The 16,873-nt window shown below is 42.8% G+C and carries 15 protein-coding genes; 7 read left to right on the top strand and 8 right to left on the bottom strand.

Translation table 11 applies throughout. The features are described from left to right. Positions 1–77: 77 nt before the first annotated feature. Positions 78–1,955, top strand: a complete 1,878-nt coding sequence (locus BMZ93_RS06060; RefSeq protein ID WP_159427798.1) for an FAD/NAD(P)-binding protein — start codon at positions 78–80, stop codon at positions 1,953–1,955. Positions 1,956–1,990: 35 nt separating this feature from the next. Here BMZ93_RS06060 and BMZ93_RS06055 read toward each other — a convergent pair whose 3' ends face one another. The 7 genes from BMZ93_RS06055 to rpmH form a co-directional block, all read right to left on the bottom strand. After that, positions 1,991–2,884 carry an alpha/beta hydrolase gene (locus tag BMZ93_RS06055; protein WP_091503189.1) on the bottom strand — a complete coding sequence of 298 codons (894 nt, stop codon included), beginning with the start codon at positions 2,882–2,884 and terminating at the stop codon, positions 1,991–1,993. A gap of 121 nt (positions 2,885–3,005) precedes the next feature. Further along, positions 3,006–3,173, bottom strand: coding sequence for a hypothetical protein (locus BMZ93_RS06600; protein WP_159427797.1), 168 nt, complete (start codon positions 3,171–3,173; stop codon positions 3,006–3,008). Further along, positions 3,170–3,688: an MscL family protein gene (locus BMZ93_RS06050; RefSeq protein ID WP_091503187.1), complete on the bottom strand. Its 519-nt coding sequence runs from the start codon at positions 3,686–3,688 to the stop codon at positions 3,170–3,172. Before BMZ93_RS06050 ends, BMZ93_RS06600 begins: the two co-directional genes overlap by 4 nt. A gap of 107 nt (positions 3,689–3,795) precedes the next feature. Further along, positions 3,796–4,719, bottom strand: coding sequence for a magnesium transporter CorA family protein (locus tag BMZ93_RS06045; RefSeq protein WP_091503185.1), 924 nt, complete (start codon positions 4,717–4,719; stop codon positions 3,796–3,798). 39 nt (positions 4,720–4,758) lie between these two features. Beyond that, entirely contained in the window at positions 4,759–5,598 is an 840-nt protein-coding gene (locus BMZ93_RS06040; RefSeq protein ID WP_091503183.1) for a membrane protein insertase YidC, read from the bottom strand. Further along, on the bottom strand, positions 5,585–5,944 hold the full coding sequence (rnpA, locus tag BMZ93_RS06035; RefSeq protein ID WP_091503181.1) for a ribonuclease P protein component: 360 nt from the start codon (positions 5,942–5,944) through the stop codon (positions 5,585–5,587). Before rnpA ends, BMZ93_RS06040 begins: the two co-directional genes overlap by 14 nt. A gap of 83 nt (positions 5,945–6,027) precedes the next feature. Continuing rightward, positions 6,028–6,168, bottom strand: coding sequence for a 50S ribosomal protein L34 (gene rpmH, locus BMZ93_RS06030; RefSeq protein WP_213793221.1), 141 nt, complete (start codon positions 6,166–6,168; stop codon positions 6,028–6,030). A 499-nt stretch (positions 6,169–6,667) separates the two neighbouring features. Between rpmH and dnaA the strand changes: the two genes are divergently transcribed. The 6 genes from dnaA to gyrA all read left to right on the top strand — a co-directional run bounded on the left by dnaA (position 6,668) and on the right by gyrA (position 15,532). Further along, positions 6,668–8,044, top strand: coding sequence for a chromosomal replication initiator protein DnaA (gene dnaA, locus BMZ93_RS06025; RefSeq protein ID WP_091503179.1), 1,377 nt, complete (start codon positions 6,668–6,670; stop codon positions 8,042–8,044). 182 nt (positions 8,045–8,226) lie between these two features. Next, a complete protein-coding gene (dnaN, locus tag BMZ93_RS06020) occupies positions 8,227–9,360 on the top strand; it encodes a DNA polymerase III subunit beta (protein ID WP_091503177.1) in 1,134 nt (377 codons plus the stop codon). A gap of 185 nt (positions 9,361–9,545) precedes the next feature. Then, positions 9,546–9,884, top strand: a complete 339-nt coding sequence (yaaA, locus tag BMZ93_RS06690) for a S4 domain-containing protein YaaA (protein WP_091503175.1) — start codon at positions 9,546–9,548, stop codon at positions 9,882–9,884. Further along, positions 9,875–10,996, top strand: coding sequence for a DNA replication/repair protein RecF (gene recF, locus BMZ93_RS06010; RefSeq protein WP_091503173.1), 1,122 nt, complete (start codon positions 9,875–9,877; stop codon positions 10,994–10,996). Before yaaA ends, recF begins: the two co-directional genes overlap by 10 nt. A gap of 89 nt (positions 10,997–11,085) precedes the next feature. Further along, a complete protein-coding gene (gene gyrB, locus BMZ93_RS06005; protein WP_091503226.1) occupies positions 11,086–13,014 on the top strand; it encodes a DNA topoisomerase (ATP-hydrolyzing) subunit B in 1,929 nt (642 codons plus the stop codon). A gap of 25 nt (positions 13,015–13,039) precedes the next feature. Further along, a complete protein-coding gene (gene gyrA, locus BMZ93_RS06000) occupies positions 13,040–15,532 on the top strand; it encodes a DNA gyrase subunit A (protein WP_091503171.1) in 2,493 nt (830 codons plus the stop codon). Positions 15,533–15,578: 46 nt separating this feature from the next. Here the strand turns inward: gyrA and BMZ93_RS05995 are convergent, their stop codons facing one another. After that, on the bottom strand, positions 15,579–16,325 hold the full coding sequence (locus BMZ93_RS05995; protein WP_091503169.1) for a LytR/AlgR family response regulator transcription factor: 747 nt from the start codon (positions 16,323–16,325) through the stop codon (positions 15,579–15,581). Positions 16,326–16,873 lie beyond the last annotated feature (548 nt).

Here is a 16,873-nt window from a genome sequence, read left to right as displayed (position 1 = left end):
TTTTGTTGGTTTTCGGTTTGCCCTGCTAACGCGCTCTGTTAGCTTTTTTATTGAATTTCAATAGGAGTATGGCACCGATGAGAATTGCATTAATTGGAGCTGGTCCACGTAACTTAGCTATTTTGGGCCGGCTATTATTTACTATTGACCCCAAAATAGAGGTTGTTATTGACCTTTTTGACCCCAGTACTATTGGTGGTCGCGTTTGGGATCCCTTCTTAAAGAACAATCACACCTTTTTAATGAACACATACGCCAATCAGGTTACCCTTTTTGACGACTATGAGTTACTTGATCATGAAGTTCCTATCGCCCGTCCTAATTTACTAACATGGGCGCAAACGGTGGCCTTTGACTATCTTTCTGACCATCCTGAATATCCTTCAGCATACCGTGATGAGGTTCTTTCCTTAATTTCTGCAAATACATTCTCTTCTCGAGGATTATTTGGGGTTTACGCAGCCTGGTACTTTGAAGAATTACAGGCTGCCTGCCCAAAGAACGTTTCCATTGCCTTCCATCAAAAGGAAGTGGTTGATTTACACAAGGGCACTCGCCGGTTCAAACTCAAGACTGCCGATGGTCGCACCGCTCGATACGATCGTGTTGTTCTTGCACCTGGCCATATCGATAATCAATTAAATGAAAAGCAATCCGACCTAATGGACTTTGCTAAAAATAAGGGACTGGTCTACTTTCCTGCTTCTCATCCGGCTGAAAACGACTTCACCAAAATCAAGGGAGACGATTCTGTCCTAATCGAAGGGCTTGGCCTTTCCTTCTTCGATGTGTTGCTATCACTCACTGCGGGTAAAGGTGGCACTTTCATTACAAATCGTGATGGCTCCCTCACCTATCGCCCATCAGGACGTGAACCAAAAATTGTGGCTGGTTCCTTCAACGGGCTCCCTCCTCGTTCAAAGGGTGTTAACCAAAAGGAAGCATCACAACTTTATCAACCTCGTTTCTTTACACTCCCCCATTTGAAGGAAGTGGCATTAGAAAACGACAGAACCCTGCCTTTCGATACCTTCATGACAATCCTAAAGCAGGAATTAACCTACAAGTTTCTTTTCAATCAAATTCAGCAAACAGACCTACCCTTTGACTCCAGTAAGACAAATATTATTCATTTCATTCAAAACCCAAAGCATTGGCCTCTATTAAATAAGGTTTTTGATTTGAACATTGAAACGGATATCAATTGGGATGATAAGATTTTTCCTGCTCTAAAGTGGACCCACGAAAACTATCGCCAAAACCTAGAAAATCATCTAGAAAACGATATTATTTCTGCCCAATTAGGAAACGATTGGTCACCATTAACCGGTTCCTATGATTTGCTTCGTGACTTACGAGATATTGTTCGTACACTATACAATGACGGTTACTTCACCGATGACGGCTACGCAAAAATGCTGACGGCCTTCCGTTACTTTGACAATCAACTCTCAGCTGGGCCTCCCATTATTCGTATGCGTCAATTACTCGCGCTGATTCAAGCAGGTATTATTACCATTGCCGGTCCCGGCTACAAGACCGGTCATAACGATCAACGCTTTACGGCAACTGATAACTTCGGCGATCACTATGAGGGAACTTGCTTGATTGAAGCCCGCCTCTCAACCATTGATTTCCGAATCGCTAAATCACCGCTCATTCGTTCTTTGGCCAAACAAGGACTGATTCAATCCAATAATGAGATTCCAAATGGGCATTCTAGTTCTCTATTGGCTCACACCATTAAGATTAACCCCAAGAACTTCATGGCGATTGATAAACGCAATCAAAATGTTTTTGGATTGTTTATCTCTGGTATTCCGCTTGAAGGTGAACGTTGGTTCAACACCGTTATTCCAAGGCCGTATGTTAATACTCTGATTTTTAAGGAATCAAAAGAATTGGTTGCGGCTTTGCTTACTAAACACCCTCATCTACATGAATTATTCAAATAAAAAAGGACCGATGTTTTCACATCTGCCCTTTTTTATTATGGCTTCAAAAAATCAACTTTCATCTGATACACTTCATCATTATCAAAATCTTGGATTCCGTGGTGTGCTCCCACTTTCCAATAAGTCTTCGCTTCTTTACCAACCATTTTATTAAAGCGCTTAACCATTTCTTTACTTTGTAATTCGGGTACTACCTGATCAGCCGAACCAGCCATTGCAAAAATTTCTGGCATCTTACTTGTAAAATAATTGGCAGGATTTCCCTGGGAAATCGCAATTGGGTTTTCGTTCACTTGATGATCAGCAATGGCTAATCCTTCAAATGAAATTGGATTCCCGGATTCTGGGTATTTTGGGCTTACTTTTAATTCATCAAACTGCTCAGCAAATTGATCGAATTCGTAAGGCCCATAAGAGGCAATAACCTTTTGAATTGTTGGCATATCCGTCAGCTTATCATCCAAATGAGGAACACGGCCAATCTTAACGCCCGCTGTTACTGAAGCTGCAGTTAACATTGCTAACTGTGCACCGGAGGATTCTCCAGCTAGGTAAAAAGAATCGGTATCCAGTCCCCATTCATCTGCTCTTTTTTTAAGCTGAATTAACACAGCCCTTACTTCTGCTATCTGATTAGGGAAGGCATAGTTTTCTTCCGATATCAATTCATAGTTCATTGAAGCAATTGCAAACCCTTCGGTTGTTAACCTTAAGTTTGGGTCTAGCTTATTAGTTGATTTTTTACCTCTCACTAGTCCTCCGCCTTGTAAATCTAGCAAGAGCGGAATCTTTTCCGTTTTATTTTTAGGAAGATAGAGATCGTATTGTTCCCACTCTTTTTTTCCATAGGCCTGGTCTTTAACTACTTTCCTGACCGATTCTGGCACTGTAACTGGTTCAAAGTTTATATTTAAGTCTTTAAATAGCATTTGAAGCCTCCTTATGTTTCACGTGAAACAGGTTTTGTAAATGTTCCACGTGAAACAATGATAAAGAAAAAGCTAAGAAGAAAACTTAGCTTAACAAAATACACAGTATCTTAAACACTTCTTAATCATTCCCCTTGCGGTTATCCCACAAGTAAACAACCAACAACATGATCGTTGCAAGATTAGATGTTACCAATGCCAAATCAACTGATTTGAACACCCATGCCACAACGGATATAAACAACAAAATCAAGGCAATAATTGCCGTGTAAACAGTAGTTACTTTCATTTTTGGTTTCCCTCTTTCGAACTATCCTTGAGTAATTGAATGATCTCTTTTTGCAAAGCAATGTTCTCTTTCATTAGTGCATTGTTCTTCTTAATCAAAGCCTGCTCGTTTAATGAATCTTGATGGGGCTCATCGTATCCCCACTTCTCTTCTTCCGAGCCAATTAACCAATTGTTAATAAATTGAATGAAATAAAAGACTGCTAAAGCAATTGCTAATAAAGTTAAAGCAGAGGTTAAGAAATTAGATAATGCATCCCATGTCGAATCAAAACTAACCGGATGCCCTTTTCCAACTAACCAACGCCAAATTGCGTAAAAGAAATGAAAAAGAGTTGTTACCAATTCTTTTACAGTTGATCCAAACGCATTACCAACAACAACTGAAATAACAAAGGTCAGCAGGTTCGGAGCAAAAAGAAATCGGCGGAAAGATATCATACCTTCAGAAGACTTTTGAATCAGCCGATTTTTTTGGTAAATAAATTCTTTCTTTTCCCGAGGTTTGAATAACATGTCGCCTCCAGTAATATCTATGTTCCTATCTATTATACGTCAGTTTATAGCTATAAAAAAGGCTAGTAGTCACTTATGAGCATAAAAAAAACGGCGTATGCCGTTTTTTATTTCTTTAAGAAACCGTAACGATGGAAAACATAAGTTGCCGCCACCATTAAGCCAATCATTATAAGAATGGTTACCCACCATCCTGATTGGTGGTTTGCAAATGGAAGATATTCGACGTTTTCGCCATAAAAACCAGAAACAACCGTTGGTATGGTAAAGACAATCGAATAGACAGTTAGCACTTTCATCGTCCAGTTCAAATCACGATTACCAAGTGTACCAGTAGCCTTAGTTACTGCGTTAATCACTTCCATGGCTAAACCAGCCATATCTCGTGCTTGTTCAACCTCAACACGAACAGCATCGATTAAATCTAAGTCATCTTCTGACACGTGGCTCTTGTAAGAGCGACGAATCTGATCCAACATAATCAAGTTATTAGCTAATGAGTTCTGTAGGTAAATCATTTGAATCTGCAGGTGTAGCAAATCATTCGTTTGCTTAGTTAACTGCTTACGGTTCCCAAACTGTGCCTGAATAGCGCGTCGTTGGCGATTAATCTCAGTGATTTCCTCACCATACATCGTCATTAATGGGTAAATGCCAGTAACTAGGAATTCAAAAACCGATAAGTGGTCATCATCGGGTAAATGCCCGTCAATTTTACCTGCCGTGAATTCCTTCTTTATATAGTCAGTTGGTCGATGTGCAAAGGTAAATAAATCACCATGAACCAAAACAATTCCAATGGGACGGGTCAAAACAGGCTCAGGTTCAGCAGAAATCACATCCAAAATAATTAAAGCTTCATCAGCCTCTGGATCAAACTCCATTCGAACAGACTCGTTTCGATCATTTGCATAACCAAGCATTTGCTCGGTCAACCCATGCTTCGAAAGAAGTTCAGTTCGATCATCCTCTGACATGTTCGTGACATGGTACCAGTGAAAGTTTGCGTTTTGTTTTAACATTTCAATCATGGTGTACCACCTTTTTAAAACATCAAGTACAAGCTTTCCTTATCGCTTCTTAGAACGCTTAGCCTTACGCATCTTGCGGGCCTTTGCCTTCTCCTTAGCACGTGCTTCTTCTCGTTCTTGCTTCAACTTAAATGGGTTTTGCAAGAAGAAAGTCTGAATCATTTGGAAGAGGTTTCCAACAACCCAGTACAATGAAACGGCGGCTGGAACGGCCAAAGAAGTGAAGAAAATAATGAATGGGAAGATAAATGGTAGAATCTTCGTCATTGTATTTTGCTGAGGGTTAGCTTGTGTTGAAAGCCAAGAAGAACCGAAGGTAAACAGGGCAGCTAGCACTGGCAAAACAAAGTAAGGATCTTGATTCCCAAGGTTTAACCAAAGGAAAGAACCTGAACGGAGAACAGGAGAGTTATGAATACCTTGATAAAGGGCAATCAACACTGGCATCTGCACGAGCAATGGCAACATAGAAGCAAATGGTGAAACTCCATGTTCCTTATAAAGTGCTTGTTGTTCCTGTGCTAACAACGTACGAGTTTCTGTATCACGGCCAGCATACTTTTCTTGAAGGACCTTTAGCTGTGGCTGCAAAACCTGCATTTTCTTCATTGAATCAATTTGATAAACCATCAAAGGTAAGATGAAGAAACGGACCAAAACCGTGAAAACAACAATCCCTAATCCATAAGATGAAGAGAACCAAGAAGAAACACCTAAAATTGAGCGGATAAAGAAGGCAACAAAACTACCCCAGATTCCTGAACCAGCAACATAGCCAGTGTATGAATGGTCCGCTGCAATAATACCGACTAGGGCCAAGGCCGCTAAAAATAGCGGAAGGAAGCCAACTGTCTTTACCCACTTATTAATCTTTGTCATCTTGCTCATCCTTTAGTAGTTTTGCTAAGCCCAGTACATGGACTAACTGCTGTTTGATAAAAGCCTGAGAGGCTCCAGCGACTGCTGGTCGCGCTATAACAAGTATATCGCTTCTCTGATCGAGTACTGGCTTTAATTCCAGCATTGATTGTCGAATTCTTCTTTTAACATGAACTCGATCATGGGCCTTTCCAATTTTCTTTCCAACGGAAAGTCCTAATCGAAAGTGCTTTTGATCTTTTTTCTGCAATCGGTAAACCACGAAGTACTTGTTCGCCACTGAATGGTGGTGATCGAAGACTCGCTGGAATTCCTCAGGCTTTTTAATACGAAATGACTTACGCATAAGTATCCACCTAAATTGTTATGTACGCAGGAAACCTGCATGAATCATTGAAAATAAAAAGGCCACTGCAAGCAGCGACCTGTTTAGGCAGATAATACCTTGCGGCCCTTCGCGCGGCGGCGAGCCAAAACCTTACGACCGTTGCTCGTTAACATACGCTTACGGAAACCGTGTACGCGTGCGCGATGACGCTTCTTTGGTTGGAATGTACGCTTCATTAGGATTTTCCTCCATTTAAACTAATTTGTCTGCAAAATTCTTTGCAATTCGGGATTAATCATACCACGGATAAGCCGGCCTGACAAGCAAAGCAAGGGAGGATACGCAATATTTTTATATATAAAGGAAAAAACTTATCCACATTCTTTTAAACAAGAAATCCAAAGCCCTTGCGTAAGTCGATAAAAAGAAACGGTTTTACCAACCTTTTACACAAGTTATCCACTTTTCCACAGGTTGTTAGTTGCTATCTGTGGAAAACGTTGATAAAGAATATAAAGACGATGTTATCAACATTCTGACTGTGGATAAACCCTTGTTTTTGTGGATAAAGCGAATTTTTGTTCCCATTTGTTTCCACAAGACCCTTTTTTCTTTCCCACTCTTGGGGATTTTTCCATTCCTTTTGATCTTTCTGTGGATAACTATCCTCTCCTCTTTTTTTTTGCTATACTATTTTTAGTATTCATCCCTTTTTATCATCATTTTTAATTGGAGATTTTGATGTCAGATACCCTATCATCAACTGAATTATGGGATAAGGTGAGTTTCGCACTGTACCAAGACCTTGGTGCCATCTCATTCGACACTTTCGTTGACCCCTTAACCCCTGTTGGTATTGAAAACAACCGCTTCATTTTTAAGGTACCCGAGACTTTTGCCGATAAAATCATTAACCAATGGAATACCGAAATTTCAATGAAATTCGTCGAGTATGCCAATAATGAAACTGGTAAATTTATTCGTCCAGAATTTCAAAAAACCGAAAGCCTTGCAAGTGCTGCCAGTCCCGTTACCACAGGACTAACTTCTGAATCAGAACAACACATTCCCTTTTCACAGGATGCCGGTTTAAACCCTGACTACACCTTCGAAAAGTTCGTTGTTGGTTCTGGTAACGAAAATGCCCGTGCCATTGCACAAGCAGTCGCTGAAGGTCCCGGTAAAGTCTACAACCCCTACCTTATATATGGAGGTGTTGGACTAGGTAAGACCCACCTAATGCAAGCCATTGGTAATCAATACGCACAGGATAATCCCAATGCCCGTATCAAATACGCTACGGCCGAGGATTTCCTAAATGACTTCACTAACTCCCTCCGTAAGGGTGGCGATACGAATGCCACGGCACTCTTTAAGAAGACCTACCGTTCGCTGGACATGTTACTTGTCGATGATATTCAGTTCTGGGCCGGTAAGCCACAGGTGCAAGAAGAGTTCTTTAACACCTTTAACGCCTTAACGAAGGCTAATAAGCAAATCGTGATGACGTCAGACCGTTACCCAAATGATATCCCCGATTTGCAAGACCGCTTAAAATCTCGTTTCGAACAGGGAATTACATCAGACATTCAGAAGCCCGACGTACAAACCCGTGTTGCCATCCTGCGTAACCTCCAGGATCAAAATGATTTGGATATTCCAAACGATGTCTTACAGTTAATTGGAGAATCCGTGGACGACAACGTCCGAACGCTAGAAGGCGCCTTCCATAAGTTTGAAGCGAAGATTCGCTATATGAATAAACCGGCAACCATTGAAACTGCCAAAACAATTTTGGAAGAAATCAATGCCAATAAGAAGTCCGTCATCACGGTTGATCGGATTCAAAAGGTTGTCGCCGACTATTACATGCAGACGGTGGAAGACATGAAGTCCAGTCGTCGTCAGTCAGACATTGTCATGGCAAGACACGTTGCTATCTACTTGACTCGTACAATGACAGACATGTCCCTTCCTCAAATTGGACAAGCCTTCGGAGATCGAGACCATTCATCGATTTCACACGCCTTCACGAAAATTGAAGAGCAAGTTGAAAAAGAAGGTCAAATGAAAGCAATGGTCCAAGATTTAGCCGAAGCCATTCGAAATGGTCAATAAGAACCTGTGGATAACTTCCATTTTTACGCCGTCGCTTTCGGCAGAGTTATCCACAGGCAAAAACTGATGGTTCTGGGGTTCGTTAGCTAATCCCCCGAACCCACAGCCCTTATTACTATTACTATTTATTTATTACTATATTTATTTAATAATCGCACCTGCCACAAAGGAGGCCATGTGCTATGAAATTTACGATTAATCGTCAAGCATTTATTAAAGCTTTGAATGACGTTGCTCGAGCAATTTCATCTAAAACAACAATTCCAATTTTGACTAACATGAAGTTGGATTTACAAGAAGATCAATTAGTTCTAACTGGATCTAATGCTGATATTTCCATTCAAATGACTTTGACAGCAGAAGATACTGCAAATGAATTGGTTATTGAATCAACTGGTGGTATTACGCTACCTGCTACATTCTTTATTAACATTGTGAAGCACTTGCCTGCTAAGGACATGACTTTATCAATTGAAGGATTACAGGCATTAATTACCTCCGGTTCTGCTTCATTTAAGATTAATGGTCAACCAAGCTCTGCATATCCAAAGTTGCCTGAATTATCAGAGACCAAGTCTTTGAAGATTTCTGCTGCTCAATTAATCGAATTGATTGCACAAACTAAGATTTCAGCCTCCACCCAAGAGAGTCGTCCAATCCTTACTGGAATTCACCTTTCTCTTTCTGGTAACCAAATTAAGGCTGTTACAACAGATTCACACCGTTTGTCACAACGTATTATTACCTTGGTTGGCTCAGAAACAGTTGATGACGCATCCGTTATCATTCCAGCTAAGGCCTTTAATGAACTGCAATCACTGTTAGAAGGACAAAACGTTGTTGAGGTAAAGCTTTCAGCTAACCAAGCCGTCTTTATCTTCGGAAACACGACCTTCTACTCCCGTTTGCTAGAAGGAAACTATCCTGAAACAGACCGTTTGATTCCTTCAGAAGCCAACACTGAACTCGAAATCGATGCTGGTGTCTTGTCAGGTGCCATTGATCGTGCTTCCCTTTTGTCACACGAATCACGTAATAACGTTGTTTTGCTGACAATCAAGGATCAACAGGCAGAGCTATCTGGTAATTCACAAGAAGTTGGTCAAGTGAAGGAAGCTTTGGCAGCCAATAAGATTACTGGCGATGATCTTGAAATTTCATTCAACCCCGATTACGTACGAGACGCTCTCCGTGTCTTGCAAGGTAAGACGGTTGAATTGAAGTTCACGACAAACCTTCGGCCATTTATCATTATTCCTGAAGGTGAAACAGATAATAAGCAACTACAGTTGGTTACACCTGTTCGTACCTTCTAAGTTAAAAAATAAAAAAGACCTCGTGGGGTCTTTTTTTTATTATAAAAGCGAAAAGCGACTTTGTTCCCTTTTTCATACAAAGAGACTACTTTTAGTAAAATCGGCTAAAAAAGGCTCTTAGGGGCAAATAAAGATAAATATGGTATAATAATGGGGTAAGTCTGATAAAAAATTAGGGGATATTTATGGCTGAGCGCGTGGCAATTACAACCGATTACATCACTCTTCAGCAATTGCTAAAAATCGCTGACCTAATCCGCACTGGCGGAATGGCAAAAGCCTATTTAGCAGAGCAGGAAGTTTTAGTAAACGGTGAAGAAGAAAACCGCCGGGGAAAAAAGTTATACCCTGGCTACACTGTCGAAACTGCTGGTCAAGTCTTTGAAATTGACAGCGAGTCTGATGTTGAAGCAAATGAACGCGAAGAGAAGGCGGCTATTCTAGCCCGTTTCCAAGCGTCGCAAGACAAGGGCTCAAAGAGAGTTGCAAAGAATAAGCCAACGGGACCTTCTTCGTGGAGCTAACCGAATTATCGCTCAGTCACTTTCGTAATTACGACGATGCGAAGCTGACTTTTCAACCAGGAGTCAATATTTTTCTTGGACAAAACGCCCAGGGAAAAACAAACCTGCTGGAAAGTATCTACGCTTTGGCCCTGGCCCGTTCCCATCGAACAAAAATCGATAAAGATTTAATTCAGTGGGGCCAGAGCCAGGCCAGAATATCGGGTATTATTGAAAACCGATTTGGTAAGACGCCCCTTTCCCTTTCCTGGTCCAACAAAGGAAAACAGGCCCGAGTGAATCATTTAGATCAGAGCCGCCTGTCAACTTACATTGGTCAATTGAATGTCATTTTATTTGCCCCTGAGGATTTGGACCTTGTTAAAGGACCACCAGCCATCAGACGGCGATTTATCGACATTGAATTTGGTCAAATGAACCGGACTTATTTACAACTGTCTTCCCAGTACAAGCGTGTTTTAAAAGACCGTAATGCCTACTTAAAGGCCTGGTCCTTTGGTGGGAAAAAAGATGCTGTCTTTTTATCAGTTTTAACGGACCAATTGATTGAACTATCAGTCAAGTTGATTCTGTTGAAGCAACGCTTTTTAAAAGAGTTGGAAAAGGCAGCGGCTCGGATTCACCGTGAAGTGGCTAATCAGACAGAAGAGCTGACGCTCCACTATAAAACAGCAGTGGATTTGCAGCAAGTCTCAACGGAAGAGGAACTCTTAGGAGCCCTGCAAGCTGCTTTTTCGAAGCAGTCTGACCGGGAAAAGAAACAGGGAACAACCTTGGTTGGCCCCCACCGGGACGACTTTACCATTGAGGTCAATGGCGTTGATGTTTCGAACTTTGGGTCTCAAGGTCAACAGCGAACCGCTGCTCTGGCCCTTAAGTTGGGAGAAATTGACTTGATGCACCAGGAAACTGGCGAATATCCGGTCCTATTATTAGATGATGTTTTATCAGAGTTGGATGCTTCACGGCAGACCCACCTCTTAATGAGCATTGAAAACAAGGTACAAACCTTTATTACCGCCCCCTCTCTTTCTGAGGTCGCTCGGTCGTTGATCAAAGAACCGAAAGTCTTTTTGGTCAAGGACGGAACGATTCAGGTCGAGACGAAGTAGGAGGCAAGAGGAGAATCATGGCTGAAGAAGAAAAGAACGAAATCGAAACAGTCTCAGTTTCTGCTGAAGATATCGAAAATGCCAGCAAGATGCAGACCGATGCTGATGACTATAACGCCGATCAGATTCAGGTTTTGGAAGGCTTGGAAGCCGTCCGTAAGCGTCCTGGTATGTACATTGGAACAACGACTGCCCAAGGTTTGCACCACTTGGTCTGGGAAATTGTCGATAACGGAATCGATGAAGCCCTAGCTGGCTTTGCTAGCCACATTACGGTGACGATTGAAAAGGATAACTCCATTACGGTGACCGATGACGGTCGTGGTATTCCGGTTGATATCCAATCAAAGACCGGAAAGCCCGCCTTGGAAACGGTCTTCACCATTTTGCACGCCGGTGGAAAGTTCGGCGGTGGCGGATATAAGGTTTCTGGAGGTCTTCACGGTGTTGGAGCCTCGGTTGTTAACGCTCTTTCAACCTCACTTGATGTGCAGGTTGTACGTGACGGACAGCTCTACTACATGGATTTCCAAACGGGCCGTGTGAAGACGCCAATGACTAAGAAGTCTGGTCCACTTCCAATCGAACGTGGAACCATCGTTCACTTCAAGCCAGATCCTGATATTTTCCAGGAAACAACGGTTTACAACTACCAAACACTTCTTTCACGTGTTCGTGAATTAGCCTTTTTGAATAAGGGACTCCGCATTTCTATTACGGACAAGCGTCCGGATGAACCTGTTTCTGAATCCTTCCACTTCGAAGGAGGAATCAAGGAATACGTTTCCTACTTGGACGAAGGCAAGCAAGTACTCTTTGACGAGCCAGTTTATGTTGAAGGTGAAGAAAACGACATCGTCGTTGAAGTTGCCTTGCAGTACACAACTGAAGTCAAAGAAAACCTCAAGACTTTTACAAACAACATCAACACCTATGAAGGTGGAACCCACGAAACTGGGTTCAAGACTGCTTTGACCCGTGTGATTAACGATTACGCTCGTAAGCAGAAGATTTTGAAGGAAAACGATGATTCTTTGACGGGTGAAGACGTCCGTGAAGGAATGACTGCCATCGTATCCATCAAGCACCCGGACCCACAGTTCGAAGGTCAGACAAAGACCAAGCTTGGGAATTCAGATGCTCGTCAGGCCGTTGACCGCATGTTCTCGGATACATTCTCCCGTTTCATGATGGAAAACCCAGCAGTTGCCAAGCAAATCGTTGCCAAGGGTGCCCTAGCCCAAAAGGCTCGTTTGTCTGCTAAGCGCGCCCGTGAAATGACACGTAAGCAGTCTGGACTCGAAATTTCAAACCTTCCAGGTAAGTTGGCGGACAACACGTCAAAGGAACCTGAGATTTCTGAATTGTTCATTGTCGAGGGTGACTCAGCCGGTGGTTCTGCTAAGCAGGGACGTAACCGTTTGACGCAGGCCATCTTGCCAATTCGTGGAAAGATTTTGAACGTTGGGAAGGCCTCATTGGACCGTGTTTTGGCAAACGAAGAAATTCGTTCCCTCTTCACTGCCCTTGGTGCTGGATTTGGTAAGGACTTTGACGTTTCAAAGGCCCACTACCACAAGATCATCATCATGACCGATGCCGATGTCGATGGTGCCCATATTCGAACATTGTTGTTGACGCTGTTCTACCGTTACATGCGCCCAATGATCGATGCCGGATACATCTACATTGCTCAGCCACCTTTGTATGGTGTGGCACTTGGTAATTCCAAGCACTTAACCTACTTGGATTCTGATGAAGAATTGACAGAGTACCTTGCGCAGTTGCCATCAAATGCTAAGCCAAAGGTTCAGCGTTATAAGGGTCTTGGAGAAATGGATTACGACCAGTTGGCCGATACAACCATGGATCCACAAAACCGCCGTTTGTTGCGTGTTGACCCACATGATGCTGAAGAGGCGGATGCCGTTATTGACATGCTGATGGGTGGCGATGTGCCACCACGTCGTCAGTTTATCGAGGATAACGCGGTCTACGTCCAAGACCTAGATATTTAAGCTGCTGCTTGATTCGGAGTAAGAAATGCCAGAAGAACAAGATAGTCGTATTAAAAATACCCATCTAGCGGAGCAGATGAAGACATCCTTCCTTTCGTATGCGATGTCTGTTATCGTTGCCCGTGCCTTGCCGGACGTCCGCGATGGAATGAAGCCTGTCCACCGTCGAATTTTGTATTCGATGATTGAACAGGGAAACACACCAGATAAGCCCCACAAGAAGTCTGCTCGTATCGTCGGTGACGTTATGGGTAAGTATCACCCACACGGTGATTCAGCCATCTACGAATCAATGGTTCGTATGGCCCAGGACTTTTCATATCGCTACATGTTGGTTGATGGACACGGAAACTTCGGTTCTGTCGACGGTGATTCAGCTGCCGCCATGCGTTATACCGAAGCACGTTTGTCTAAAGTTGCCATGGAAATGGTTCGTGACTTGAATAAGGACACGGTTGACTTCGTACCCAACTACGATGGCGAAGAACGCGAACCAGACGTTCTCCCTGCCCGTATTCCAAATCTTTTGGTGAACGGGGCAACCGGTATCGCCGTTGGAATGACAACCAACATCCCTACCCATAACCTGGGTGAAGTTATTTCAGCCCTCCACATCTTGATGGGAAATCCAGACGCAACAACGGCTGACTTGATGGAAGCCTTGCCTGGACCTGACTTCCCTACTGGTGGAATTGTCATGGGAAAGGCTGGAATCCGTAAGGCCTATGAAACGGGCCGCGGAACCATTACCCTCCGTGCCAAAGTCGATATCGAACAAACGAAGACTGGTCGCGAGCAAATCATCGTGACCGAACTGCCCTACGCGGTTAACAAGGCCCGTTTGATCGAACGAATTTCTGAATTGGTTCGTGATAAGAAGATTGATGGCATTACTGCCATCCGCGATGAGTCTGACCGTGAAGGATTGCGAGTGTCAATTGATGTTCGTCGTGATGCCTCAGCATCTGTTATTTTGAACAACCTTTACAAGCAAACCCTTTTGCAGACTGGTTTTTCATTTAACATGTTGGCCATCGATCATGGTGCCCCAAAGACCCTTTCTCTGAAGGAAATCTTGGAAGCCTACCTCGAACACCAGCGTTCAGTTGTTCGTCGTCGTACTGAATTCGATTTGAAGAAGGCTGAAGCACGTGCGCACATCCTCGAAGGATTGCGAATTGCCTTAGACCACATTGATGAAATTATCCATATCATTCGTTCATCAAAGACGTCAGACGAAGCCAAGGGCCGTTTGATTGACGGCTATGACCTCTCAGACAAGCAGTCACAGGCCATCTTGGACATGCGTTTGGTTCGTTTGACCGGTTTGGAACGAGACAAGATTGAGGATGAGTATCAAAAGCTTGTGGCTTTGATTGCTGATTTGAAGGATATCTTGGCTCACCAAGAACGAATTGATCAAGTCATCTACGATGAATTGCTCGAAATCCAAAACCGCTTCGGCGACCCACGTCGTACCGAATTGCAGGTTGGTGATGTGACAAGCATCGAAGATGAAGACTTGATTGAACAAGAAGACGTCATTGTCACTTTGACAAACAACGGCTACATCAAGCGTGTTGCTGCCTCTGAATTTAAGGCACAGAACCGCGGTGGCCGTGGTGTTCAAGGTATGAACTTGAATGACGAAGACTTCGTTGCGCAATTGGCCAACCTTTCAACTCACGATTCCCTTTTCTTCTTTACGAATAAGGGAAAGGTTTATCGTATGAAGGGTTACGAGATTCCTGAATACGGCCGTTCGGCTAAGGGAATCCCTGTCATTAATCTCTTGAACTTTGACCAAGACGAAGCCATCCAGAGCCTTCTAACGGTTCATGGTAACCCTGGTGAAAGTCAGGACAACCTCTTCTTTGTAACTCGTAAGGGTGTTGTTAAGCGTACCAAGGTGCAAGACTTTGCCAATATCCGTACGTCAGGATTGAAAGCCCTCACTCTTCGTGAAGACGATGAAATCTTGAAGGTCTTGCAGACCAATGGTGAGCAAAACATCATTATTGCAACTCATAACGGTTACTCAGTGACCTTTGCTGAAGATGCTGTTCGTCTCATGGGACGTGCCGCTGCCGGTGTGCGTGGAATTAACCTTCGTGAAGGCGATGAAGTCGTCGGAGCGGATATTCTTGCAGCCGATCATAACGTCCTTGTCATTACTGAAAAGGGTTATGGAAAGCAGACACCTGCCGAAGAGTACCCTGTTAAGGGCCGTGGTGGTAAGGGAATCAAGACCGCTACAATCACGGAAAAGAACGGTCCACTTGCTGGAATGGTCACTGTTGACGGTGATGAAGACATCATGGTCACAACCAACCTCGGTGTGATGATTCGTTTCGGTATTGCCGATGTATCACAAACTGGCCGTGCCACACAGGGTGTTCGTTTGATTCGCCTTGAAGATGGATCAAAGGTTGCCACCTTTACAAAGTTGGAACCAGTTGAAGAAGTGAATGAAGAGGAAAACGAAAGTGAAACCCCTTCTGAAACAACGGAAGACTAATTAGTATTAAATTGAAAAGTCGTCGGGACATTGTCCCGACGACTTTTTATTTGTTATGAATTAACTGAGGCTGTTCTGGCTTTTTGGGTGACCAACGCAAGACATCCCGTAAGTGACCGGCATAGTTTCTAGAAACAGGAATGCGTTGTCCGTTAACAAGCGTTAGGTAGTGCTCATTTGGATAGTAGGCATTCAAGTAGCTTGTATTCACAATGAATGATGTGTGAACCCGTTGGAAGTGTTCGTGTAAAGTCTCAACTTCTTTCATAGAAGAGCGGATTCGGAATTGATGATCGGCCTCGTGAACAATTAAATGGTGGCTCCCGCTTTCCGTTGTAATATAGATGATGCGCGTTAAATCGAATAAGCGGCTCGTTCGGCCATCAGGTAAACGAATGGAAACGGGTCGAAGTTCATAAATGTGGTGAATGTTCAATTTAGCTGTTGCAACGGCACGCAAAAGTCGATCAAAGAAAGCTGAATTAAAATCACGTTTGATGATGAAGTCCAGTAAACCGACATGCGCTTCAAAACAGCGCATGGCCATCTGGGCGTTATCAGAGATCATAATAATCTGTGCGTCTGTATCTCTTTGGCGAATTAGTTGAGCGGTTTGAATACCAGCCAGTTCAAATCCTCGAATACAGGAGTCCAGAATAATCACCTGTCCTTGGCGGGTTCTTCCTAAAGCATGTAGTAAGGCAGATGGGCTTTCAAAAAAGATTGAATCAAGCAGAACCTTCTTAATAAGACGTTGGCTCTTTAAGTTGTCGGTCAAGATGTAGCAAGGCATACTCGTCTCCTTTTACTAGATGACTGATTCTACAACTATTATACGAAATATTGACGAAAAAGGCCTTGTTTAATTTAAAATAATCAATTAATTAAACAAATTCAACAAAATATTAAATAAAATAGACTGATTTGTCTAATAACTTTCGTAGGGAGATAAATAATCGAAATTTCCAATAAAAAAAACAAAAAAAGCATTGACCGAACGGTGCAATGTCGGTATACTAATTATTGTTCCTTGCGAGGGACAAGCGGTTATCAAGTTTTGCTTGATAATCACCAGCAAAACTCATCAAAATAGTTGTTGCACAAGTTGCTAACATCTGTTACAATAAATGAGTTGCCCAATCGGGTTAGCACATTGAAAACTGAACAAAACTTTGAACAAACAAATCTGTAACGAGATTTAGCTTTGACAGCTAAATCTAACAAATTTGCGAAGTCAATTCGTAACAAACAATAAACGGATAGGCGTTATCGGATAGATAACAAATAGTCAGTTTAATCGAAGAGCAATCTTCAAACTTTAACATGAGAGTTTGATCCTGG

Source organism: Fructobacillus durionis (assembly GCF_900112405.1).
Lineage (GTDB): Bacteria > Bacillota > Bacilli > Lactobacillales > Lactobacillaceae > Fructobacillus > Fructobacillus durionis.
Note: the sequence above shows the minus strand (reverse complement) of the source record. Positions and strands in the feature narration are given on the sequence as shown.